The 23783-nt window shown below is 38.7% G+C and carries 22 protein-coding genes and 1 tRNA gene; 12 read left to right on the forward strand and 11 right to left on the reverse strand.

The genetic code is table 11. The annotated features are described in order from the left end of the window. The first annotated feature begins 69 nt into the window (after positions 1-69). The 3 genes from PQ461_RS12015 to PQ461_RS12025 all read left to right on the forward strand — a co-directional run bounded on the left by PQ461_RS12015 (position 70) and on the right by PQ461_RS12025 (position 2591). Positions 70-864: a glycosyltransferase family 2 protein gene (locus tag PQ461_RS12015; RefSeq protein WP_274205765.1), complete on the forward strand. Its 795-nt coding sequence runs from the start codon at positions 70-72 to the stop codon at positions 862-864. A gap of 121 nt (positions 865-985) precedes the next feature. Further along, positions 986-1390 carry a response regulator transcription factor gene (locus PQ461_RS12020; protein WP_274205766.1) on the forward strand — a complete coding sequence of 135 codons (405 nt, stop codon included), beginning with the start codon at positions 986-988 and terminating at the stop codon, positions 1388-1390. Positions 1391-1394: 4 nt separating this feature from the next. Then, positions 1395-2591 (forward strand): sugar transferase, encoded by a 1197-nt coding sequence (locus tag PQ461_RS12025; RefSeq protein ID WP_274205767.1) that lies wholly within the window; start codon positions 1395-1397, stop codon positions 2589-2591. A 68-nt stretch (positions 2592-2659) separates the two neighbouring features. Here the strand turns inward: PQ461_RS12025 and PQ461_RS12030 are convergent, their stop codons facing one another. The 3 genes from PQ461_RS12030 to PQ461_RS12040 are packed head-to-tail and all read right to left on the reverse strand — an operon-like array spanning position 2660 to position 5372. Next, the gene (locus PQ461_RS12030) at positions 2660-3274 is read right to left on the reverse strand and encodes an acyltransferase (protein ID WP_274205768.1); all 615 of its coding nucleotides are present in this window, start codon (positions 3272-3274) and stop codon (positions 2660-2662) included. Between the two features lies 1 nt (position 3275). Beyond that, the gene (locus PQ461_RS12035) at positions 3276-4454 is read right to left on the reverse strand and encodes a glycosyltransferase family 2 protein (RefSeq protein WP_274205769.1); all 1179 of its coding nucleotides are present in this window, start codon (positions 4452-4454) and stop codon (positions 3276-3278) included. Then, positions 4455-5372 carry a glycosyltransferase family 2 protein gene (locus PQ461_RS12040; RefSeq protein WP_274205770.1) on the reverse strand — a complete coding sequence of 306 codons (918 nt, stop codon included), beginning with the start codon at positions 5370-5372 and terminating at the stop codon, positions 4455-4457. It lies immediately after the preceding gene. A gap of 60 nt (positions 5373-5432) precedes the next feature. Here PQ461_RS12040 and PQ461_RS12045 point away from each other — a divergent pair, with 60 nt between their 5' ends. From PQ461_RS12045 to PQ461_RS12060, 4 genes are read left to right on the forward strand one after another with little or no spacing between them, the layout of a single operon-like run. Further along, positions 5433-5981 (forward strand): hypothetical protein, encoded by a 549-nt coding sequence (locus PQ461_RS12045; RefSeq protein WP_274205771.1) that lies wholly within the window; start codon positions 5433-5435, stop codon positions 5979-5981. 9 nt (positions 5982-5990) lie between these two features. Next, positions 5991-7148, forward strand: a complete 1158-nt coding sequence (locus tag PQ461_RS12050; protein WP_274205772.1) for a response regulator — start codon at positions 5991-5993, stop codon at positions 7146-7148. Continuing rightward, positions 7141-7473, forward strand: coding sequence for an STAS domain-containing protein (locus tag PQ461_RS12055; RefSeq protein WP_274205773.1), 333 nt, complete (start codon positions 7141-7143; stop codon positions 7471-7473). Before PQ461_RS12050 ends, PQ461_RS12055 begins: the two co-directional genes overlap by 8 nt. 21 nt (positions 7474-7494) lie before the next feature. Next, positions 7495-7998 carry an ATP-binding protein gene (locus tag PQ461_RS12060; protein ID WP_274205774.1) on the forward strand — a complete coding sequence of 168 codons (504 nt, stop codon included), beginning with the start codon at positions 7495-7497 and terminating at the stop codon, positions 7996-7998. Here the strand turns inward: PQ461_RS12060 and PQ461_RS12065 are convergent. Beyond that, the gene (locus PQ461_RS12065; RefSeq protein ID WP_274205775.1) at positions 7995-9332 is read right to left on the reverse strand and encodes a lipopolysaccharide biosynthesis protein; all 1338 of its coding nucleotides are present in this window, start codon (positions 9330-9332) and stop codon (positions 7995-7997) included. The genes PQ461_RS12060 and PQ461_RS12065 overlap by 4 nt on opposite strands. Positions 9333-9412: 80 nt before the next feature. On the opposite strand from PQ461_RS12065, the gene PQ461_RS12070 reads away from it, so the two are divergent. Beyond that, entirely contained in the window at positions 9413-10198 is a 786-nt protein-coding gene (locus PQ461_RS12070; RefSeq protein WP_274205776.1) for a glycosyltransferase, read from the forward strand. Between the two features lie 46 nt (positions 10199-10244). Continuing rightward, positions 10245-11021, forward strand: a complete 777-nt coding sequence (locus tag PQ461_RS12075) for a glycosyltransferase (protein WP_274205777.1) — start codon at positions 10245-10247, stop codon at positions 11019-11021. On the opposite strand, the gene PQ461_RS12080 is transcribed toward PQ461_RS12075, so the two are convergent. The 7 genes from PQ461_RS12080 to PQ461_RS12110 all read right to left on the reverse strand — a co-directional run bounded on the left by PQ461_RS12080 (position 11022) and on the right by PQ461_RS12110 (position 20044). Beyond that, positions 11022-12221 (reverse strand): glycosyltransferase, encoded by a 1200-nt coding sequence (locus PQ461_RS12080; protein WP_274205778.1) that lies wholly within the window; start codon positions 12219-12221, stop codon positions 11022-11024. Between the two features lie 4 nt (positions 12222-12225). Continuing rightward, positions 12226-13743, reverse strand: coding sequence for an O-antigen ligase family protein (locus tag PQ461_RS12085; RefSeq protein ID WP_274205779.1), 1518 nt, complete (start codon positions 13741-13743; stop codon positions 12226-12228). Further along, entirely contained in the window at positions 13744-13893 is a 150-nt protein-coding gene (locus PQ461_RS12090) for a hypothetical protein (protein ID WP_274205780.1), read from the reverse strand. It lies immediately after the preceding gene. Then, positions 13883-15055, reverse strand: coding sequence for a glycosyltransferase (locus PQ461_RS12095; RefSeq protein WP_274205781.1), 1173 nt, complete (start codon positions 15053-15055; stop codon positions 13883-13885). Before PQ461_RS12095 ends, PQ461_RS12090 begins: the two co-directional genes overlap by 11 nt. 11 nt (positions 15056-15066) lie before the next feature. Next, complete coding sequence (locus PQ461_RS12100) at positions 15067-17226, reverse strand: Wzz/FepE/Etk N-terminal domain-containing protein (protein WP_274205782.1); 2160 nt, start codon at positions 17224-17226, stop codon at positions 15067-15069. Further along, entirely contained in the window at positions 17226-17951 is a 726-nt protein-coding gene (locus tag PQ461_RS12105) for a TolC family protein (protein ID WP_274205783.1), read from the reverse strand. The genes PQ461_RS12100 and PQ461_RS12105 overlap by 1 nt, the downstream gene beginning before the upstream one ends. A 146-nt stretch (positions 17952-18097) precedes the next feature. After that, positions 18098-20044 (reverse strand): polysaccharide biosynthesis protein, encoded by a 1947-nt coding sequence (locus PQ461_RS12110; protein WP_274205784.1) that lies wholly within the window; start codon positions 20042-20044, stop codon positions 18098-18100. Between the two features lie 351 nt (positions 20045-20395). On the opposite strand from PQ461_RS12110, the gene PQ461_RS12115 reads away from it, so the two are divergent. The 3 genes from PQ461_RS12115 to PQ461_RS12125 all read left to right on the forward strand — a co-directional run bounded on the left by PQ461_RS12115 (position 20396) and on the right by PQ461_RS12125 (position 23781). Further along, positions 20396-20469 (forward strand) — tRNA-Pro (locus tag PQ461_RS12115). A gap of 421 nt (positions 20470-20890) precedes the next feature. Beyond that, positions 20891-23062 carry a family 43 glycosylhydrolase gene (locus PQ461_RS12120; protein ID WP_274205785.1) on the forward strand — a complete coding sequence of 724 codons (2172 nt, stop codon included), beginning with the start codon at positions 20891-20893 and terminating at the stop codon, positions 23060-23062. A 323-nt stretch (positions 23063-23385) separates the two neighbouring features. Beyond that, positions 23386-23781 (forward strand): DUF2147 domain-containing protein, encoded by a 396-nt coding sequence (locus PQ461_RS12125; RefSeq protein WP_274205786.1) that lies wholly within the window; start codon positions 23386-23388, stop codon positions 23779-23781. The last annotated feature ends 2 nt before the right edge of the window (positions 23782-23783 follow it).

Genomic DNA, 23783 nt, shown 5'->3' on the forward strand with positions numbered 1-23783 from the left:
AAACTTAATACTGCATTTTGTTGTAAAAAGGATTTTCGGGAAATGCTTTTCCTTTACTAATTTGCGTACATGAGGCCCATTGCAATACCAGCTGTTATAGCACATTATATTAACGATACAATTACCCCTGCAGAGGTGAGTGCTGCCTATCAGCAATTGCGAAAAACTGGTGAGCCTGAAATTACGGTCTCCATTCCTGCCTATAACGAGGAAACAACCATTGTACAGACACTGGCCTCACTTTGCGATAATATAACGCCAAGATCGGTTGAGATCGTTGTGGTTAACAATAACTCTAAAGACCGTACCGAAGAACTGGTATTAGCCTGCGGTGTAACCTGCATACGCGAAACCACGCAAGGCATAACGGTATCGCGCAATGCCGGTTTGGCTAAAGCTACAGGTAAATATATTCTGAATGCTGATGCCGATACCATTTACCCTAAAGACTGGATTGAGGAAATGGTAAAGCCGCTTGCCAATTCAGACAAGGTGGCTATTACATATGGTCGTTTTTCATTTATACCTGTAGGTGTTACCGGCAGGTTTACTTACTTTTTTTACGAGTACATTGCCGACTTTACCCGTGTTTACAATAAATATTTTAAGAATGAAGCTGTGAACGTTTATGGCTTTAATTCGGGTTTCAGACGCGAACAAGGCTTACAGGTTGATGGTTTTAATCATCCGCCGGGCACAAACGAAGACGGCTACCTTGCTTTAAAATTAAAGGAAAAAGGTTTTGGCAGGTTATACAGGGTAACAAGCCCAAAGGCAATAGTATGGACTACCGACCGCAGGATACAAATAGATGGTGGTTTGTGGAAAGCCACGTGGAAAAGGCTTAAAAGAGTATTTGGTTAACCATACGTTAAGTTACAAAAATCGAAACTGAAAGCAATTTATTTTCGTATTAACTATTAACAACTTCAAATAAGTTTTATATTTATTTGCGCTAAAAAAACGATTTAACAAGCAACTGCTAATGGGTTTAACAGATACTGACCGCACCAAGATACTCGTTGTTGAAGATGATGCTTACATGCAGCTCATCGTTAAAAAATTTCTAAGTAAATCATACGATGTCGAACTGAAACCAACTGCAATGGATGCCATCAGTTATGTGCAAAACGGCAATATTCCGGATCTGATAATTACAGACCTGAACACGCCCAACCTTAGCGGTCTTGAACTGGTAGCACAACTACAGTCAAGCGATTTCTTTAAATCAATCCCTATCATTATTCTTTCGGGCGAAGATAGTTCTGATACACGTATTAAATGCCTTGACAGCGGTGCCGACGATTTTATTGTAAAACCGTTTAACCCTGCCGAACTTGAGGCACGTGTAAGGGCAATTTTAAGAAGAGTAGGTAAAATAGTAGCTTAATTTTATGGCTGAGACTACAGCAGCAACTGAATACATAGCCGTAATCCACAGCAATGAGGAAATAGCTTTCATGCTTAAATACTGCGATTTTGAAAGCAAACAATTGCTGCATTACAATAATGGCGTAGAGTTGGCTTCGGCGTGGGAAAATCAAAAGCTTAATATAGTCGCCATTATTTCGCAAAGTGAGATACTGGCTCCATCCGGTATAGCACTTGCCGAAGCTTTAAGAAAGAAGGGGCTTCCAAGCGTGCCTTTTTTCCTGATATCAAATCAGTTGAACAGTAATTTACGCAAGCTGGCGCTTAATGCGGGTATAGTTGATGTTTTTAAACAGCCCGTTAAGCCACATAAGTTACAGGCAAGGGTCAACTTTCTGGCTAAATACTGGTCAGAGATTAAAAGCCCGGTTCATGAAAAAACTAATGCCACGTACACTGTACCACTGGGTAAAAGGATATTTGACCTCTTTTTTTCAGGAATGGCTTTACTGTTCTTGTCCCCTGTTTTTCTTTTAATTTACATTCTTGTTCGTTTAGAATCAAAGGGCCCTGCATTTTATTATTCGCTGCGTGTGGGTACCGGTTACCAGGTTTTTAAGTTCTACAAGTTCAGATCTATGTATGTAAATGCTGATAAGCGTTTAAAAGATCTGAAACACCTTAATCAGTACTCAAACGGCAGTACAGAAGCACCAGCCCCTGTTACAGAAGAAACTGCGATTTTTCTTTGTAACGATTGTTTAAAGGCTGGCAAATGTCAGTTCCCGGTGTATGCTGATAAAAACAGCTGGTGCGAAAAGGATTATTCTAAAAATAAAAAGAGCGCTGCCGGTTCAGCTTTCTTTAAGCTCAAGAACGACCCACGTATTACTAAGGTGGGTAACTTTATCCGTAATACTTCTATCGACGAATTACCGCAACTTTGGAACGTATTTATTGGCGATATGAGCATTGTAGGTAACCGTCCGTTACCAATTTACGAAGCCGAAAAACTAACTACAGATAAATACGCATTACGCTTTAATGCCCCGGCAGGTATTACTGGCTTGTGGCAGGTTGAAAAACGCGGTAAAGGTGAAATGAGCGAAGAAGAGCGGTTGATGCTGGATAATGTTTATGCACAAAACCACAGCCTTAAAAACGACCTTCGCCTGATCTTTAAAACAATACCTGCGTTACTGCAAAAAGAAAACGTATAAGGTTGTTTTAGATTTCAATCAAGGGATTTAATTACTCGCAACTCAATAACTCGTAACTGAAAACTTAATTAGGCGCGTTCCCATTGCTTACTGTCAAAATTATATCTTTTGATCACTCTCGCCGGATTCCCTGCTACAACAGAATACGGCGGAACATCTTTAGTGACAACCGAACCGCCACCAACTACACTGTGTTTACCAACGGTGACACCTGCGGTGATAACTGAATTAGCCGCTATCCAGCAGTCGTCTTCAATGATGATCTGGCTGGTTACAACCTTTTGCTTTGATATAGGCACAGTAACATCCTGATAACCATGATTAAGGGCGCTTGCTACGATGTTTTGGGCAAATATCACATTGTTACCTACCGTTACCGGCCCTATAATTACGTTACTCATTCCAATGAGGCTTCCATCACCGATAATTACATCGCCTACACCATTATTGATGGTACAAAAAGATTCTATTACAGACTGGTTGCCCAGTTCAAAGCGGTTAAAAGGCAGCACATCCATACGGCTACGGTAGCGCACCTTTGATCCCTTACCGCGTTTATGCAGAAAAGGATTAACAAACCATTTTACCCACAGCCTGGGCCGTGCTTCGCCGCTTGGTATCAGCAGCCAGTGTACAAATGCTTTAAGTTTGGGATTATTTTTTATTTGTTCCGTTAACGACATATCACGCTTCTTTTCTTTTTGCTTTTTCCCAAATTGCGCTTTGCGTACCGCTTATGTAGCGCATGATACCGCGTACTACGGCATAATTCATCATACAGAAATAATATGGGATAAAAAGTATTTTCACTTTGATCTGCCGGGTTTCCAGCAGCCAACCTAATAAAGCCATACTGTAAAATATGATCTGACCTGCAAGTAACAGGTCATAAACTAAGCTATCATAACCACTCCTCACAATTACGATATTAAGGATTAAGGCTGCGATCATTAAAAATGGGACCACTGTCCAGCGTAAAACCCGGTGGCTTACATACTGAAAAGTTAATATTGGCTTTGGAAAAGGATTTAGTAGTTTCTTAAGCCACACGATTGATTGTATACCGCCCGCTGCAATCCTTATCTTACGTTTAAGCTCCTCTTTAACACTATCCGAACTATTTTCCATGGCATATGCTTCCGGCTCGTAAATAACACGGTAACCTTTTGCAGCAACAAGTAATGAAGTCATGAAATCTTCGATGATACTGTTAGCTGGTATCTCCGGATACAAGTTCGTCCTGATACTAAACAACTCACCAGCTGCACCAACCACAGTTAGCAATTCAGAATCCCAGGTTTTAAGTTTCGACTCATATTTCCAGTAAAAGCCCTCTCCTGCCGTGGCATCATCGGCCGCGCTGGTGGCAACACGCTTCTCGCCTGCTACTGCCCCTACAACCGGATCGGCGTAATGGCGGCAAATGTTTATCAGGGCATCGGCATTTAAAAATGTGTTTGCATCAGTAAATACAATCACATCGGTAGTTACCTCTTTCAAGACACGGTGTACTGCAGCCAGTTTACCCTTGCGGGCTTCGCTATGCATGTGTTTGATCTGCGGGTAAGCAGCTACAAGTTCGGGCGTTCTGTCGGTAGAGCCATCGGTAACAAAAATCAACTGTAGCTTACCTGCCGGATAACGAAGGCTCAGTGTATTGGCAATTTTTTCATCAATAAAATCTTCTTCATTATAAGCCGCGATGATTAAACTACAGCTTGGCAATAAACCTTCGTCTACCGGAGGTATAACAGGTTTGCCTTTAACAATACGTTTAATTTTAATGATGAAATACAATAGTATGCCATATCCGAAAAAGGCATAAAATACAATAAAAAGGCTAAGCCAAAGCGCTATCTTCATTTAACGGGTGATAGGATATCCTAAATTGTTGCTGTTTATGTTATTGGTCAAATTCCACCAAATGGCTTTAAGCAAAAGCTTACCAAAGCCCTTTTGTTTGTTCTTGCTATAATTGAGCAGGTTTCTTGGTGTTACTATCAGTATAAAATAAAGGTAGAAAAATAAGCGTGCCTGCAAAGGTGCATTTCGGCGGATGAAAAGTATGCGGTTACGGTTCATAAAATATTCCTTTAAACCGCTGGCCTTTCCAACAGAAACCGATTCTTTGTGATATATTAATCCCGCAGGGATAAACCATACCTCGTAACCTGCTTTTTTAATATGATCACACCAATCCATCTCCTCATAATACAAGAAAAAGTTTTCGGCCATCATGCCTGCCTTGTCTATGGCTTCGAGCTTTAACATCATGGCCGCACCATGTGCGTAACCGGTTGGCCCTGTAGTATTATCATACTGGCCATTATCTTTCTCCAATAATCCGATGGTTGAATTTCTGCACGTATAATAATTCATGGGTGTAAAACCCGCATATTGTAAGGTATCGGGCTCATCAAAATACCTGATTTTGGGGGATGCCATTCCTATGGAAGAATTGGCTTCCATTACCTTTATCATTTCATCAATCAGCCCGGGGGTAAACTCCGTATCGTTATTCACAAAAAACAAATAGTCACCTGTTGAAGCTTTTATACCTAAATTGTTGCCCCCGGCAAAACCAAGGTTAGCATCCGAACGTATGAATTTAATACCGGGATATTGTGATTGCCAGTTTGGGACACTGTTCTCTTTGCTGCCATTATCAACCACAATAATTTCTATGTTTGTATAAGTATTTGTGTTACTGATAGATGCTAAAAGTAATTCCGTTATATAACTTTGATTAAAATTAACCGTTATGACAGAAACCTTTTTCATCTAATATATATGTTAAACGTAACTTACGAGGGTTGAAGTTACATTGAATATAGTTACCAATTGAGTAATAAAAAAAACATATCTAAAGAAATTTCCGATTTCGAAAAAATCAGTAATCAGCAAAATGATATTGATCAGAAACTGGATGAACTTATTACGCTTTTAGCGCAAAGTAACCTCGACAGTGAATCGATTAAAAATTTACAGAACCGTTTTAACACAGCCGTTCAATCTTCAAATATCGACCGCAGCAAGCTAAAGGACTTTGAAAAGATGGATGAACTGAGCGCAACCGCATCACGCGAAGAATTGCTCGACGAGTTCAGCATACTTTTAACCAATCACCGTATCGACAGTGCAGGAGCAACTAACTACATCAAAAAAGAAAGGCTTTCGTCTGTTGTGCTTATCCTGATTGCGGTGTTAATGATTGGGCTTGGATTTGCCATGATTGTGATGCCAGCCCCGCCTTATTTTGAAATGTTCACCATTTACTATTTCAACCCCAATGATGGTGTAACCATAATGGATGTCATTTCACTAATTATTATATTAGCGGGTGTGTACTTATTAATTAAAACTTTCTATCAGAAAAAAACACTTCCCTAATTTTTTCAAATGGCATCTGATTCGTCTTTAAAAAAAATACTTCTGGTAGATGATAATCCGCTTTTTTTAAAAATGCTTTCGCAGGCATTTAAAAAATCAGGGTTTGTTTGTGATACTTCCGAATCTGCTGCAGACGCTTTACAAAAGCTAAAAACCGAGCGCCCGGATGCAATAGTATCTGACTACCAGATGCCTGTGATGAATGGGCTCGAGTTTAGGAGACACCTGTTAAAGCAACCTGTACTTCAGGATATACCATTTATATTCCTAACCGATTTTTCTGACGAAGACTTAGTAACCAGCGGACTTAACCTGCAGGCTATTGATTATGTATTAAAAAATACGCCTGTAAATGTGATCGTATCAAAACTCAATAACCTGATTGATACTGTCAGCAAGCAAAGGCAATTATCTGAAGCCGAAGTTAAAAAAGCAGCAACGGCGTTGAATATTAAGTCAATACCACAACAGGCCCCTATACTTAAGGGCTACGAGCTCAACTTTTGGCATCAGTCGTTTCAGGATATACCAGGCGGAGATTTTATTGACTTTATACAGGTTACCGATCGTTTTACTTTTATAGTGCTTGGCGATGTAATGGGTAAAAAATGGATGGCTTGGTTTTTAAGCTTTAGTTTTTTAAGCTACATAAGGGCTGCCGTTAAGTTTGCCATCTGGAGCGGGGAATATTCAACCGCTGCTATATTGCAAAAGGTAAACCATATCATTGCAACCGACGAGGTACTTGCCGACATCCTGTCGAGCCTGTCATTACTGATGATCGATCATGAAAAGAATACGATCAGTTATTCAGGTGCGGGCGATCTTCCTATTGTTTATTATGAAGCAGCTACCGGGCGGTTAACTGAGCTGCAATCTTCCGGGTTACTGTTAGGTTTATTTGCTGACGGTATGTACGAAGAACAACAGATGGCCATGCAGGCAAATGACCAGCTTTTTATATTTACAGATGGCATCATAGATTATGCTGTAGATAAAGATCACAGTAAGTCTGACTATAAATATTTTGTACAAAAATTAAAAGAGATAACAGATAAGCAAGATACCTTTGCTAATCTAAAGGAGTATCTTAAAAAAAATGCAGTTACAGCCCAGGTTGATGATTGCAGTATTATTCATTTGCTTAAAACCACTGACAATGATTGATATCATAAAAAACTCAGATAATTATATCCTTGCCGATCTGCAATTAACAGAGGCTAACATGAGTAATGCAGATACCTTTAAAGCTGAAATGGTTAAGCTGCTGGATACGCATCAGAAAAAAATTGCGCTAAGCATGCACCAGGTAAGCTATATCGACAGTACTTTCTTAGGCGCACTGGTAGCTTCATTAAAGCATGCTATTGCAACCAAGCAGGATATTTTACTTGTAGGCCTTAAAAAAGACATACATGATCTTTTATCACTGATCAGGCTTGATAAGGTATTCAAGATCTACAATACCTTTAATGACGCTACTTCGGCTTAGCACTACTTAACTGAGCAGGTAATGGTAAGTGAGCTTTATTTTTTAAACGATTTAAGTTACGTTCCGGCAACGTTACTTGATGATATGCTTAATTTTATAAGGAATAATTTACCGCAGCAGCCTGACCATGATGCCTTAACTTTTAAAACCAAGTTTATCCTCACCGAACTGATTACCAATGCCGTGAAACACACGCCAAATGATTCATCAAGTTTACAGATACGGATGGAGGATGATGGTATCAGGATTATAAAGACGGATACCGGAAACCCTTTAAATTTTAAGCTTAAAGCCGCTCCATCTGATAGCGTTATTGCATCAGACTTTTTGCATACGTTGTATGTGAAAAATAAAGATGAGCAATTGCATTTTTATTGTGTTGAAAATCACAATTCGCTTGCGGCAGATGATAATCTTCCTGAACATTTCGGTTTGCTGATCATCACCAAATCATCAGACACATTCTACTATCATCATAACAAAACCACTGGTGTAAATACGTTTAATGTATTTGTAGCTTACTAAGCTTTACCGCGGCCCAAGCCTTGTTTCACAAATGAAATAGCTTCCTTGTAACCTACTGTATATACACTCCAAAAGTTATATTTCTGGTACCGGTTAAGTGCAATGTAACTTATAATTACAGCAATTAATACCGGGACAACCGTAGTAACCGCAACACCGTAAATATTGCCCAATACCAGTATACCCAGGTAATCAAACAAAATATTTGCTGCCAGCATCACCAACACCTTGTAAAAGTTTATCTTAGGTTTATTAATTACATCAAGCGTTAAAGCAGAAAAGCGATCAACAGGATATAATAGCGCAAAGGTCATAAACAGCCTGAATACATTGGCTGCTTCTGTATGGGCGTATTTGCCGCCACCAATCAGCGATATAGCAATATCCGCAAGCAGAACTGCTATTATACAGGCGGGGATCAAAATCACAGTAAGCATACCTGCATATTTTTTCATGGTGTAGATCACCTCTTCCCTTTTATTTTGATTATAATGCGCAGAAAGCTCAGGCATACCAGTAGCAGCGAAACTTACCAAAGGAACCTCAACCAACTGCATCAGGCTTTGACCCAGATTATAAACAGCTAATGGTGCAGGGCCAAGCATAAAGTTAATGATATAAGTATCAGATGTGCGGAACATATTTGCGCTTAACGTTGTCCCAACACTGTATTTACCAAAATTATAAAGCTCCATCACCGTTTTTTTAGTACTGCGGGCAAGCGTATTTACCCGCGACCAGCCCATTACCATTGCATACAGGCTCGTAATTAAGTTAGAGATCAGGTATGAATACAGCAGGCTATCAAGCGTTAGCTTTTTAATGATGAGCAGAATGATAATAAAAACGATAAAAAGCCCGCGGTTTACAAAACGTACGTACAGCAGTTGATCAAAACGTTGTTCGCCCTGTAGCACGCAGGTTGCTAAAAACATGGGCAGGGTGAACAGATAGGCCAAACCAAACCATTTGATAAATAGCCGCAGCCCCTCGTCTGTAACGTAGTGTGAGAAAAATATCGCCGGCAGGTTCAGTAAAACAAGTATGCCTGTTATGATTAATCCAACCACCCAGGTAGAACCCGCTACCTCTGCAGTACGTGCTTCATCTGATCCTGCATAAAACTTGATAAAAGCAGTGGTGATAAACCCGGATCGAAAAGTATCTATCAATAAATAGGTAGCCTGAAAAAACACCCATTTACCGGCTTCTGATATGGGCATGGCCCTAAAAATGATTGCCGTGGTCACCATTCCAAGTACAATCATTACCCCGTTACCGGCTAATGACAAGAAATGTTTATTTTTAATTATTCCGGTAGCTTTTGCCCACATCCTAACTTTATAAATATTCGTAAAACAAGATTAAGTAAAATAAATTCATTTATCAGATATTAGCACAATCAGATACAAATATGGTACAACACCTGTTTCCCGAAGTAACGCTTCTAATTACGCATTATAACCGTAGCCGCTCGCTCCAACGTTTGTTAAAAACATTTGCAGATCAAGGCTTTGTATTCGGCGGAATTGTGGTATCTGATGATGGTAGTAAACCAGAACATCTGGAGTATATTAAAAATCTGAAAACGAATTTTGAGTTTGATCTTATTACGACACCTGTCAATAAAGGTTTAGGCAATAATATCAATAAAGGGCAAGATGCTGTTAAAACGCCCCTTACCCTATACGTGCAGGAAGACTTTGAACCTAAGCCTGCTTTTGCAGAGCATTTTAAAGATGCATTAACTTTTTTTAAAGAAGACCCTACCTGGGATATTGCCAGATTTTATGCTTATTTCAGTTATCCATACAAGAAGCCTTACAAAAATGGTTTTTCGGAAATGCTGTTTAAGTCTTCCATTTTTTATGGCAATCACCTGAAGTTTTATGTTTATAGTGATCATCCGCATTTGCGCAGAAGTAACTTTTTAGAAAAATTCGGCCGTTATCCGGAAGGTATAAAAGGCGATCGCACCGAGTTTTTAATGGCGGCTTCGTTTATTAAACACAAAGGCAGGGGCTTGTTTTACGATAATTTCAACGACCTTTTCTATCAAAAGAATTCGTCAGACGAACCAAGCACCATGAACAGGGCCGACTGGCGCGAAAGCAAAAATCCTGTTGCGCTTACAGCCCGATACTTTTACCTGCGGTTTAAACTGCTGCGCTGGACCTACGAAGTATTGTATAAAAAATAAGACCGTAGTCCTAACCATAACATTAGAAGTTTCGTAAATAGCCCATATGACTCCTGCATACCAATTTGATACTGTTACCCTACTGATTACTCACTATAACAGAAGCCAGTCTTTAGAGCGTTTATTAAAAGCGTTTGTAAAGCAAGAGATCAGCTTTGGAGATATTGTAGTATCTGATGATGGCAGCAAGCCCGAACATATTACCTATTTACAGGCGATTGCTCCGCAATATGGTTTCAGGCTCATTACAACGCCTAAAAACAAGGGCTTAGGCAATAACATTAACAAAGGGCAAGATGCCGTTAAAACGCCGCTTACGCTTTACGTACAGGAAGATTTCAATCCGTTTCCGGGCTATGGCAAGCATTTGCAGGATGCTGTTAGCATAATGGATGAAAGAAAAGATATGGATATCGTCCGTTTTTATGCCTATTTTAAATATCCGTATCTTAAACCCTACCGCGATGGCTACTCAGAAATGGTATTCAAGATCTGGTATCCGGGACACAGGAAGTTTCATTGCTATAGTGACCACCCGCACCTGCGCCGCAGCAATTTCTTTGAAAAATTCGGTCGTTACAGAGAAGGCCTTAAAGGCGACCGTACAGAATTTCTGATGGCGCTGTCATTTTTAAAACACGTTGGTAAAGGGATGTTTTATGAAGATTATAAAGGTCTTTTCGATCAGGTTAATTCCTCTGATGAACCAAGTACCATGACACGAAGCGACTTCAGGACAAGCACCAATCCGCTTGTATCTTTTGTAAGAATGATCTATCGTAATGTAAAGCACACTTACGAACTGATCACTTATAAAAATTAATTACTGTTGAACTGCGTTTATAGCTGCGTAAATTTCGTTTACGTTGTTTTCCCAGGTATGGCCTGAAGCAAAGTCAATACGCTCCTGCTGCTTTTCAGGCGAATCCTCATTCAAGGCTTTTTGTATGAGTTCAATATAATCTTCTTTGCCTTTGCCCAGATAAACATGGTCTGCAAAAACACTCATGGCTTCGGTATAGGTTGCCACAGTGGGTTTGCCCATAGCAAGGTATTCGTCAATTTTACGGGGGTAGTTACCAATAGTTACCTGGTTAACGATTTGCGGATTAATACATACATCAAAAGAAGAAATATAAGCCGGTAACTGGTCGCCATTTTTCCGGCCCAGGAAATGTACATTTTCTAATTGATGCAGATCACTTGTTATAAACTCATTGTCCTCCGGCCCAACCAAAACAATGCTCCAATCGGGCTTGTTTTGTGCAATGTGTTTCAACAGATCGATATCCAGCCGCAAACTTTGTAAAGCGCCAACATACCCGATAACAGGTTTTTTAATAGGCGCAACATCATTTGGCACAACCTGATCTTTGGCTACAAACATTTCCAGATCGCAGCCCTGCCCTACATAGTATGAATTAGGATTGTACTGTTTGCAATAATTAGCAAGGTAAACTGAGTTAGCTACGCACACATCACTCTTCGCGATGAGTTTTGGTTCCAGGCGCTCACCATGACGTTTCCAGTAATCCACACCCAACATATAATCGCGTGAATAGTAAACACTAACCTTGGGCTTTAAAAGATCTTTCAGATAAAAAGACCTGATAATATCGTTATCATTAAAAAGGATAATATCCTTAAAACCCAGTGTATCTATTGCCTTAGATATGCTTTCGGCAAAAAGCTTATTGTTGGCCTTATTAATTATGGTGTGTACCAATGTGAAAGGTAACCAGTTGATTGACCTGATTATCTTATCAGGATACAGGTTCCATAAATTATTTTCAATCTTGAAAATGTTGTCTTTTTTACCCTCTATCAGATCGATGCGCTTTTTAACGTTCGCATCACTTTTGCCCTTTAAATAGGTTTGTGTATCCAGCGGCGCATTAACATATAAAACACGATTATTCTTGCTGAATTCGAGTGCAATGTTTTTACAATTGCTACCGATTTCAACATCCCAGGCTTGTTGCCCAACAATAACAATATCCCTGTTCTTTATTATATCGCTCATGTTACTAAGTACCTTCTACGGAAGCAGCAGGCAAGATGTTTTTTCTTTTCTGATCATCTAAATTTTTAGTAATTGGGATAAGGGCTACAAAGAGGTAAAAAAGTATGTTCGACGGAAACTGAACCAAAGCTTCCTGCGGAAAATCGGCAATGTTGAATGCAAACACAATCAATGTTGCTGCCAGGCAGTAAGATTTTAATTCAGGATCTTGTATCAGATAAAAATTGTTGATGCCTGTTTTCATCATTACAAACATCATGGTACAAAATAGCAGCAAGCCTAACCACCCGTTTTCTACAGCAACCCGTATATAACCGCTATCTGGCGGAAAGTTAGACAAAAAAGAACCAGGTGCAAAACGTTTTCCCCATACACCGGTGGCTCCAAGGCCACCACCCATTGGGTGGGTTAAAATATAGGGCTGTATGCGTTTCTGATTTTGCTTACGCACGTTATAAGAATCGTCATTGTTAGGCCTGAACGCAGACTGGAAGCGTACGATATTTTGATTTCCTGTTGGTATATTAATCAGCACAATAAAAAAGAACCCGGCGATACAGGAGAAAATAAGCACCTTCTTATTATAGTTCAGTATAGCAAATAGCAGTAAAGCTGCCGGCAATAACACGTTTGCTCCGCGCGTGCCGGAAAAGATCATGGCGATGAAGAAAAGTATAATCAAAAACAATGACACGATCTTTTTCCAGTTAGCAAATTTCCCAAATATGACACATACGCATAGGATACTTGGCATTACCATGTTGTAAGAGTAAGCTACCGGGTCTGAGAAGAAAGAAAACTTACGCCAGTGACCATTTATAAAAAGCAAAGATGCAATAGAGGGATCCGAATATAAATAGGCATTTTCAGAGTCGCTGAAACCAATAAACTCCTGCTTAAAGCCATAAAGGGCGCCAAGTATCGACAATACCAGCCATAGTTTTAAAATAAGCCTTACAAATTTTACAGATTTGATATTATACAAAAAGATAAAATAGCTGATTTGTACAATAGCCACCGAGCGCACGGTATATACCCAGGCCATGCGCGATTCGGCCGTTGGGTTGGCTACTTCTATCAGGTTGTATCCAATCCATAATAAAACCATTACAGTTATTGGCCCCTTGAATAATGCCCAGTTATTTTCCTTTTTTTGCTTTACTACTACAACAATAGCCAGCAAAGCCTGCATGGCATCCATTAATGTACCTAACGGCCCGGGTATAAATCGCATTAGTAAAAAAAGCAGATAGGCAGTAATTAGTAATACCAACACCCCAAATTCTGAATAAGCAACAAGACACCACACTAATGGAATGCCAATAGCTATAGCCAGAAACATACCACCAAACGGAATGCCTGCCGTACCTACCCCAATACCGATGATGGCCGCAAATGCACCTAATAAACTAATAAATAAAGGGCTGTTTAATTTACTTACCAAACGGTTTATCCGGGCACGGTTATTTGTTTCGCGCTTTTTAAAAACAATGTTGCCGGCTACCGGATTATGATCTGCCATTTATAAAAACAATATTTTTAGAAATAACATATATGTGCTTAAAAATGCAACAACAATTGCAACAATACGCGTTATACGGTCTGTTTTTTCTTTTAGCTCTTTAGCAATTTCCTCTTTCCGTATAACTTCTTCTGAAGGATCAATTCTCATCTTTTTGCTCCTCCGAAGCACTATTATAGTAATGCGTAGTAGCTACAGAATGCTTGTTGGCATTACGGGCTTTGAGCAATGATAATACCTGGAAAAATATAAACTTTGGAATATTAATTAAAGACTGATAGATGGTTTTGTCGGTATCTGATTTAGCCAGTGCAATATAAAAACCTAATACAAATATAATAAATGCAACAAGCCATATTAACACTGCAGTAAGGCTGATAAATATATTGATGAGCATAAAGACAACCGATACTAATAAAAAGATGAATAGTGGTGGGCGCAGTAGTATTAAACCAAAAACAAACTGGTTCCAGCTCCCTTTGAATAGTAGTTTAAAGCCGAAAGTAAAGTACTTAAACCAAGTATTGATCCACCGTGAACGCTGTTTAACCAACTGATCACTTTTTGTTGTCTTTTCGTCGTATACAATGGCCTTATCTGCAAAAGCAATGCGCAGGTTGCGGCTAAGAATGGCATATTGTAAAACTTTATCAAAACCAGCACCGGACACATCCCTGTTTTCAAGGCAGTCGCGATAAAGCTGCGTGGTAAAAGCCATACCAGAACCGGCCAGTGTAGCAGATGAGCCTATTTTAAACAATATCTTTCCGTCATAAAAATGATAATAAATATCGCGGGCTGCATCCAAACGTGCGTATGTAGTATTCAGATTTTTAGCATCCCTTACGCCCTGTACGGCACTGTAACCAGCATCGAAATAAATGTTCAGCTGGTCAAGATAATCAGGTTCTGCAAGGTTATCACTATCAATAATAGTTAAGATATTATGCGGGCGCTTAAACCTGTTGATCGCATAAAAATGAGATTTTGTATTGCTCGAAAGCGTTTCCTCGGGCCTTAAGATGATCACTCGATCATCTTTAAATTGTAAGCCGGATACATCGCATTTATCTGCAACAATATAAATCAGGAAATTCTGATAATTAAGCCTTAGCAGCGAGGCTACTACATCAGGAATGGCAGTAACCTGCTCATAGGCGGTAACAATTATACCATAGTCATTTATAACAGATTGATGCGGCTGGCCACCCCCTATTTTATTTCTTTTAAATGTAGACAACAAGTAAAGCAAAAAAGGAAGTACAAGATTATAACCCACCAATACCTGTAAAACTATCCAAATGGTAATCATACTATAATCTTCTATTTAGGTGGCTCCTGAAGTTGCTCTTTTGAAACCATATTCATCACCCAACCTACAAACTTATTCCCATGTGCCTTAAGGTATTCGAGGTTAAGCTGTTGTGTTTGTTTAAAACTTTGTCCAGCTTCAAAAATGGCAACTATTTTCTCTGCATAAAGTATCCATTCCTTTGATCGGTTAAGCGTATCAAGGGCTGATGCTTCTATGATAATAATGTCGTAAAATGATTTTAAAGCATTCAACTTTCTGTTGATGATATTGCTGTCGGCAATTTCCAGCACGGATAAACCGCCGCCTTTATTTCCTAAAATATTTATTTTAGAATTTAAGTGCATGGTCTCAGTATCTTCTGCGGCCTTAAAATAATCTTCAATAAAATTTTTAGTACCAGACAATTCAGTAATATCCGGGTTAATAAAGTTACCGTCAATTACTAATACTTTTTTATTGATAGCAGCATAGGCATAGGCAAGGTTCATGGTAACATACGTTTTGCCCTCCCCCTTTTTTATACTGTTAACTAAAAGTATCTTGTCGCCTTTTAACTCTGTATCTATTTCAAATCTTACCGACTGCAATAAACTTCTGAACAGCGCTACCTCGGTTCCAGCATCCCTTTCATTCCAGACCTTATTTAAATCAATTACTGCACCATGCAACTGATTAAGATAGCCCATCACAGGCGTCTTTGTCTTATTGGCAAGTTCTCTCGGGTTTTTAATTGAGGTGTCTAACAAGAAAATAACAAAGAACACAGCCACGCAAAACACAAAACTTATAATGCCGCTCAATATTACAAGCAACATTTTTTTAGATGGCTGTGCCATACCCGGCATGGCTTGTTGTACCCGTCGCAGTCTTGCAGTAAAATTAGATTCAAGACTGGTTTGATTATATTTCTGTAATATATCCAGATACTCCTGACTGGCTACAGTTATGGCACTTTCATCAGCCTGTATTACAGCCTCATGCGGTACCAGTTTATATAATCTCTGGTTTAAGGCATCAAGTTGGGTTTGTATAGAAGAGATACTGTTTTTTGCCAGATCTGCCTGGATCTGCAGTGTTAGTTTTTGTTCTATTAAGTTCTGTTTGGTAGTAAGTGGACTTGTGATCAATTTATCTGTAGACTGATTTACCTGAGCTGATAATCTGCGGCTTAGTGAATCAACCTGCGATTTGTATTTCTGATCGAAACCACTTTGCACATAGCGATTATTAGCAGCCTCGAGCTGGGCACGTGTACCTACAATATTTTGATTGATCTTTACAAGCGTGCTTTCAATATATTGCCTGTCTGAAGGGTCGAATTTACTATCGATGTTTTTAACGGCCTGCTGATTAGCTATTGCATCCTTTTTATTTTGTTCAAGCCGGGTTTCAAAATCTGCTATTTCACCATATAAAGAACGGGCCTGCTCATTAAGATTAAACACATGATTCTGAATTTTGTAATCTTTAAGCTGTTGCATCCGCTTATTCATCGAATCCTGCTTGGCTTTTAATAACTCGCCCAAAAAAGTAACTGCCTTTTGCTGGTTCTCTTTTATAAGCATGTTGTAATAACTAATAGCCTCGCTGCATAAATTATTAACAATAGTGGCCGATAGTTCGGGGTTATCCGAGTCTGCCTGTACAACTATAAAATCACTGTTATCAGTACGGTAAACTGTCAATGTTTTAAGTAACGACTGGTCATCATACTTCATGGATGACATTAACTGGTACAATCCGCGCTGATCCTCATTAAATAATGATAATGATTGCTTTTTAGCGTACATATCGCTGTAAACCTGCAACGCATGTTGTTTGGCCTGCTGATTAAGCGTACTTAAAAGTTTACTTGGCTTACGATAAGGTGCTGCACTTTTCAGGTCGTGTATCATTAGCTGGTACGAAACCTGATCCAGCATTTTTTTTGAACGGATCAGTTCAATCAGGTTACTAAACTCCTGGCTAATGCGCGAATCCTGCTGTATTTGCTGCGAAATAGATTGTTGTGTCTGATCCACTATGCCTGTAGCAATCTGGGCCTGCGAAGTATAAAGATCAGGCTGGTTGCGAACCAAAAAGTAAGTGATAATAATGGCAACTAAAGGTATTATAATAAGTGTATACTTATTTTTTATCAGTAGCCTGAAAAAATTACTCAGTTCCATTATTTGATATTTTCAAGTTTGTCACCCAAAATTTCTTCCAGGTCTGATTTTGCAATTAATAAGTTGGTTTCAGCTAAAATACGTGATTGATTACGGTCAGAAAGGGTTGCCTGTGCCTTATTATAATTATCATAGGTTTCTTCTCCTTTTTCAAACTTATGTCTTATACTTTTTACCAGTTCTGCGGCATCCATTGCAGATTGTGTTTGCAATTTAACTTCTGCAGTACGCTGAATGTACAGGTAATAACGTTTCTTTACTTCATTAGTTAAAGTAAGCATGTATTCATCGCTTTCGCTTTGTGCAACCTGTAGTTCTGCTTTTGCCTGCCTTATCGTAGCTGGTTTTTGAAAAAAGTATCCCGGATTAAAAAAAAGGCCTACCTGCAAACCATTAAAGTAGCTGTAAGATTGTGTAGTAGTACTGCTTGTACCGGTGGTGTTAATGCCGGGGGTTGCCACTATGGTAGCACTATGCGGCTGATAAACATACGAGATGGTAAAGGCATCAAGATAAGAGATCTTTGCTTTACTGATATTTTCCTTAGCAACAGAAACCCGGTTCTGGTTAGCCCTAACTCTGGGGTAATTGGCCTTAGAAACTTCTATAAGTTTATTAAGATATGCTTCATTAATGTCTGGAATTATTGATTCCTGAGCTTTAAGAGGTTGATATAAGAACAATAAGCCAAGAACTGATAATATTAAAGTATATATTCTTTTCATTAATAAGCAAGATTATCGGATAGCAATTTGCTTCAGTCCTTAAAAATATGCAAATGATTTAAAACGGCAAACAAACTGAATTCAGATTAACTATCTGTACGATTTAATAGCTTAAAAAGTTTTTTAAAAAGAATAATAACTAAATATTAGTTAACCGATGTTTGGAGGTCAAGCGCTTCATAGACGGAGTTATTGCTTTTAAATTCAGGAACTATTTCCTTCATTTTAGCTACAATACGGTTATTATTATGTGTTGTGGCCAGATGTATCAATTCGTCAACCTGTTTAACAACGGCTGCAAAACTATACTCACGTACCTTGGCGATCATTATTTTATGATGGTGTGTAGGTATAGTGTTTTCCATATCATTCAGCAACTCCTCGTAAAGCTTTTCACCTGGGCGCAGGCCAGTAAATTCAATAGCAATATCCTGGTTAGGTATCAAACCCGAAAGCCTGATCATTTTTTTCGCCAGTTCGACAATCTTTACAGATTTGCCCATGTCAAAAATAAATATTTCACCCCCGTTACCCATTGATCCGGCTTCAAGAACCAGCCTGCAAGCCTCAGGAATGGTCATAAAATATCTTGTTATTTCCGGATGGGTTACAGTTACAGGCCCGCCCTTTTCTATCTGAGCTTTAAACCTTGGTATAACCGAACCATTTGAACCCAATACATTACCGAAACGGGTAGTTATAAACTTAGTATTTTCTTTTCTTTTACTTGTATTTAAGTGGCTAAGGCCATTTTCGTATACCGTTCCGGGTTCAAAGAATGACTTAAACAAAGATTGTACATAAATTTCGGCGATACGCTTAGAAGCGCCCATAATATTAGTAGGATTTACAGCCTTATCGGTTGATACCATTACAAATTTATGCACACCATATTGAACAGACAGATTAGCCATTATCTTTGTACCCATTACATTAGTCCTGATGGCTTCAGCAGGATTGTGTTCCATTAATGGTACATGCTTGTAAGCCGCCGCATGATAAACATAATGAGGCTGGAATGTTTTGAAAAGAGATTCCATACGGTTGCGGTCCCGCACATCACCTATAAAAGAGTGAAAAATCTGGTCATCGCAGCATTCTTCCAATTCGAGTTGCAATTCATGCAAAGGAGATTCAGCCTGATCTGTTAAAATGATCATCTGAGGTTTAAAGTTCAGTAGCTGACGTACAATTTCGCTACCGATAGACCCTGCGGCACCTGTAACAACAATACGTTTACCCTTTAATTGATCGCTGATAACATCATTGTCGATTTTAATCGGGTCGCGTTCAAGCAAGTTTTCAATTTTGATATTTTGTATTTGCTTGGTATTGATATGGCCATTTATCCAATTTGTAACTGGTGGCAAGGTCAGTACTCTGATATTATATTTAAGACAAAGGTCTACAATTCTATTTTTACGGTCAGAGTCAAGATTGTTAATAGCAATTATCAAATCGTCAACTTTTTCAAGAGAAGTTACAAATTTTTCGAAAGCGGAAACAGAATATATTTTAACTCCTTCTATTATTTTCCCAGACTTCCTGGTATCATCTTCAATAAAACCTACAACAGTCATATTAACTGCTGCATCATGATCTAAAGTACGTTTAGCAGCGATACCGATTTCACCTGCGCCGTAGATTACCACATGTCTTTTATCAATGTTCAGGTTTTTTATATATAAAAAGAAATACTTAACAAATACCCGGTAACTAAGTAGTAAAACAAAACTGCATAATGCATTAATCACCAACACCTCGTTAGAGATCATGGTTTTTAAATTAAATGTCATCAACACCAGATTTGTAAGGAAAAACAAGAAATTACTTATTCCTACAGAAAGTACAATCCTGTGTGCATCTTGAAAACTGGTGTATCTGATGATACCCGCATATGTTTTTACAACCAGGAATACAATTACGTTGATTACAGTAAAAATCAACAGGTTACGACTAAAAGAAGCGGTTTGAATGTTATTTATATCGAAATTATAACGGATAAAATATGCCATCCCTAAAGAAAACATACCGATTATAAGATCGAGACAAAAGATTATCCAGCGAGGTACGATGTTAAGAGTTTGAAACATTATTACAGATAAATGTAACAGAATTACTTTACAATATTAATAATAATAATAAAATTTAAGTCAGAATTTTATTATTAAGCAAATAAATATTTGATTAAAATCAAATATCCAATTATATAACATTTATAACTTGTAAGCATATTAAGACTTACAGCTTGTTTTGTTAACACTATTGATTTAAATATGTTTAAACTAATGATTTGTTAGTTGATTTTATTATTTCACAGGTTAAGACCACCGCGCTATTGAATTTTATCTTTTTGAAAAACAGCCTGATAGAAGATTTTTAAAAAAAATATCACCACAGGCTTTGCGTATGTATTTTTAAATCTTACTTTTGCACCACGCAAACGGGATGTAGCGTAGCCCGGTATCGCGCCACATTTGGGATGTGGAGGCCGCAGGTTCGAATCCTGCCATCCCGACTAAAGCGATACCAAGTATCAAAACCCTCTAAATTGTATGATTTAGAGGGTTTTTTTGTTATAATTAAAATTGCTCTTCAGAACCCTCATTGTTATAACTTCTTAGTGCCCTATTCACACCTTCTTTTTAAGCCGTACATTTTTCAATGCATTGCTGGCTATTGCCGGTCCTTGGAGATGCTTTCCTAATACTAATCTGTATTTTTTAATTAATTGCATATCTGTCATATATTCCCATTGCATGATCTGAACCGCTGACCTGTCATGCCCATTCAAAATACAATTCAAAAAGCCGCGGCCAGATCATCATGCTATATTTTATCTGTATTTCGCTGTCATGAGCACTAATTCAAATAAATAAGTGCCGGTAACTACAACGTGCATTTTCTATATTCAGCCACGGTATATAATTAAATTCTATATGAAATTAAGCCTTAAAGGTGCTTTATTACTCGCAATTGCCCTGATGTCAATCGTTAGCAGAAGTTTTGCCCAAAATAAAGACCTTCCCAATAGTTATTCAACGCTACGGGCTCAAAATAAAATTCTAAACCCGCTGCTGCCGGGTTATTTTGCTGATCCAACTATTAAAAAGTTTGGCGATATATATTACATCTACGCCACTACTGACAACATTATGCTGGCATCGGGGGCACCTACGGTATGGTACAGCAAAGATTTCGAAAATTGGTATAACTACACAATGGATGTTCCTGCTTTTACCGCCGAACCTTTAACCAATTTTTGGGCACCTGATGTGGTCTTCAAAAACAATCGTTATTACTTATACTTCGGTAACTGCGAAATGGGTTGCAACATATATGGATATGTTTCTGATACACCTGTTGGTCCCTGGAAAAAGTTAAGCGACGCTGACAATCCGGTTATTCCGCATGATTACCCCCGGCCGGGCTTTCCTTCGCTTGATGCACAGTTTTTTACTGATGATGACCAAAAAATTTATGGTTACTGGGGTACATGGGTACACTACAATGGCGGTTACGCAGTAGGCGAACTTAATAGTCAAAGCATGAGTAACATGCAAAAATCAACAAACATTCCGCTGGCGCAAACGCCCGGGCCTTTTGAGGCACCCTATATGATGAAGAAGGGAGATAAATACCTATTAATGTATTCGGGCGGATCATGCCATGACGAGACTTATAATGTACGCTATGCGTATGCCCATACCCCTTACGGCCCCTTTAAAGAAGGAGCTAATAATCCGATTTTAAGTACCAATGCCGACAAAACCGTTCATGGCCCGGGGCACCATTCCGTTTTACAGGACGGTGATGACTATTACATTATTTATCACAAGCATGATTACCCTATGACCAGGGGCGGATTAGCCCGTCAGGTATGTGTAGATCGCTTGATCTTTGAAAACGATTCGACCATAAAGAAGGTGGAACCGCAAAATACCGGCTATATCAATCCGTCAAAACAAACGCCACCTGTTAACCTGGCTTTAAATAAAGACGCCCGTGCATCTTCAGAGTATCATTTGCAGGATTTGAATAACGATTACGAATACAAAGCCAGTTTTGTAACCGACGATAACAACGCAACCCTTTGGAAAGCTGGCAGTAACCTATTGCCACAGGATTTAACCATTGATTTAGGTGCTGAAAAAAGGATCAGGCGTATAATGACGCAATTTGAATTTCCTGCATTTTACTATCAGTATATGATCAAATACTCTGCTGATGGTAAAAGCTGGAAGCTTTTTGCAGATCAATCAAAGAACCGGACACCTGGCAGCCCAATGATTGACGATAAAGATGTAAAAGCACGATTTATCAAATTAACGGTTACAGGTACTGAAAAACAAGGGCTGTATGCCGCAATATGGAATATCAAAGTTTATGATGGCCTATTTGACATGCCGCTACACATAAAAAACAAAATCTCGGAAAACGCACCTGCGCTCAACAGTAAACGGCAAATGCTGCTGAACATTAATGCAGCAGATTATTCAAAAGATCAGTCTTTTAAAATTGTTAAGAACAAAGGTGTACTTGGTGGAATATTTAAAAAAAACGGCGATGTTACGATTGAAAAAGACGAAGCCGGGATAACTGCCTTTAAATTTACAAACGGGTCTCTTCAATCAGATCAACCTGTTCCGCAAACACTTGCATGGAACGGTTCATACACAGTTGCTGCCTGGGTAAAAACACGGGTGATGGCAAAAGAAGGCGGATGCCTGATGTCGTGGTGCAACAGAAACATAATGAGACTTGCCAACTCCTATAATGCGATGTATTTCAACAGTGGTGGTTACGGAGCGGCCGGGCACCTTGATTATCATTTTGATATGAAATATAACCATATGCCGCAGAGCAATAAATGGCATTATATTGTTTTAACATTTGATGGTATATCTGAGAAGATCTATGTCGACGGTAAACTGGATAATGCACAGATGATGACCTTGTCATCTGCCATAAAAAATGCTAAATTTATTATAGGAGCGTCAGACATTGGCGAAAATTTTACAGGTTATATCGCCTCATTAAAAATGTATGATTATGCTTTAAATTTTGATGAAATACAAAAACAGCTTCATGCTAATCAGTCATTAAAATAGCTCAAAGTACCCTGCTCCCTCCTGCCACAAAGTTATCGCGGCTGAATTGTTTTTAAAATATAGTACGTCCATATAAAGGTAATACTTTAAGTGTATTATGAGTAATCTATTGCTACCTGTGCTTATCATGAAAGCCAATATTGGTGATTATTAACTGACTACCTCTGGCAAATAAATGCTCATTATTATCTTACAGGTTTCTCAATTATTATTTAACTGAAAAACTGTCCGTTCTATCCTGTTTTTTGTCCGGTTCGCACTAATTAAATGATAGTGCTACTATCGTCAAAATTAGCTTTGACTAATTATAGCGCGAACGGTATATGAAAATTCTATCTCAATCATTTTTTGCATTATCTGTCTTACTGATGATGGCAGCGGCAGATTCATTGGCACAAACCGCTAAAGAACCTGATGCAATTATTGGTATTTATCAAAGTCCTGATGAAAACGGAAAAGTTGAATTTTATAAAGAACGGGGTCAATATTTCGGAAAGCTGATCCAGGTTAATACCTCTCAGAATAAAGTTAAAGTAGGCACTATCATTTTTAAAGATTTGACTTTTACCAACGGGCATTGGGAGGGTAAAATATATGCCCCTGCCAAAGGCAAGGAGTTTCCTTGTAATTTATCCCTTAAAAACAATAAAGATCTTGAAGTGAAAGTCAGATCAGGTTTTTTGAGTCAGACCCGCGAATGGAAACGTCTAAATAATTAGGT

Origin of the sequence: Mucilaginibacter sp. KACC 22063, from assembly GCF_028736115.1 — a bacterium.
In the GTDB taxonomy this organism is placed as follows: domain Bacteria; phylum Bacteroidota; class Bacteroidia; order Sphingobacteriales; family Sphingobacteriaceae; genus Mucilaginibacter.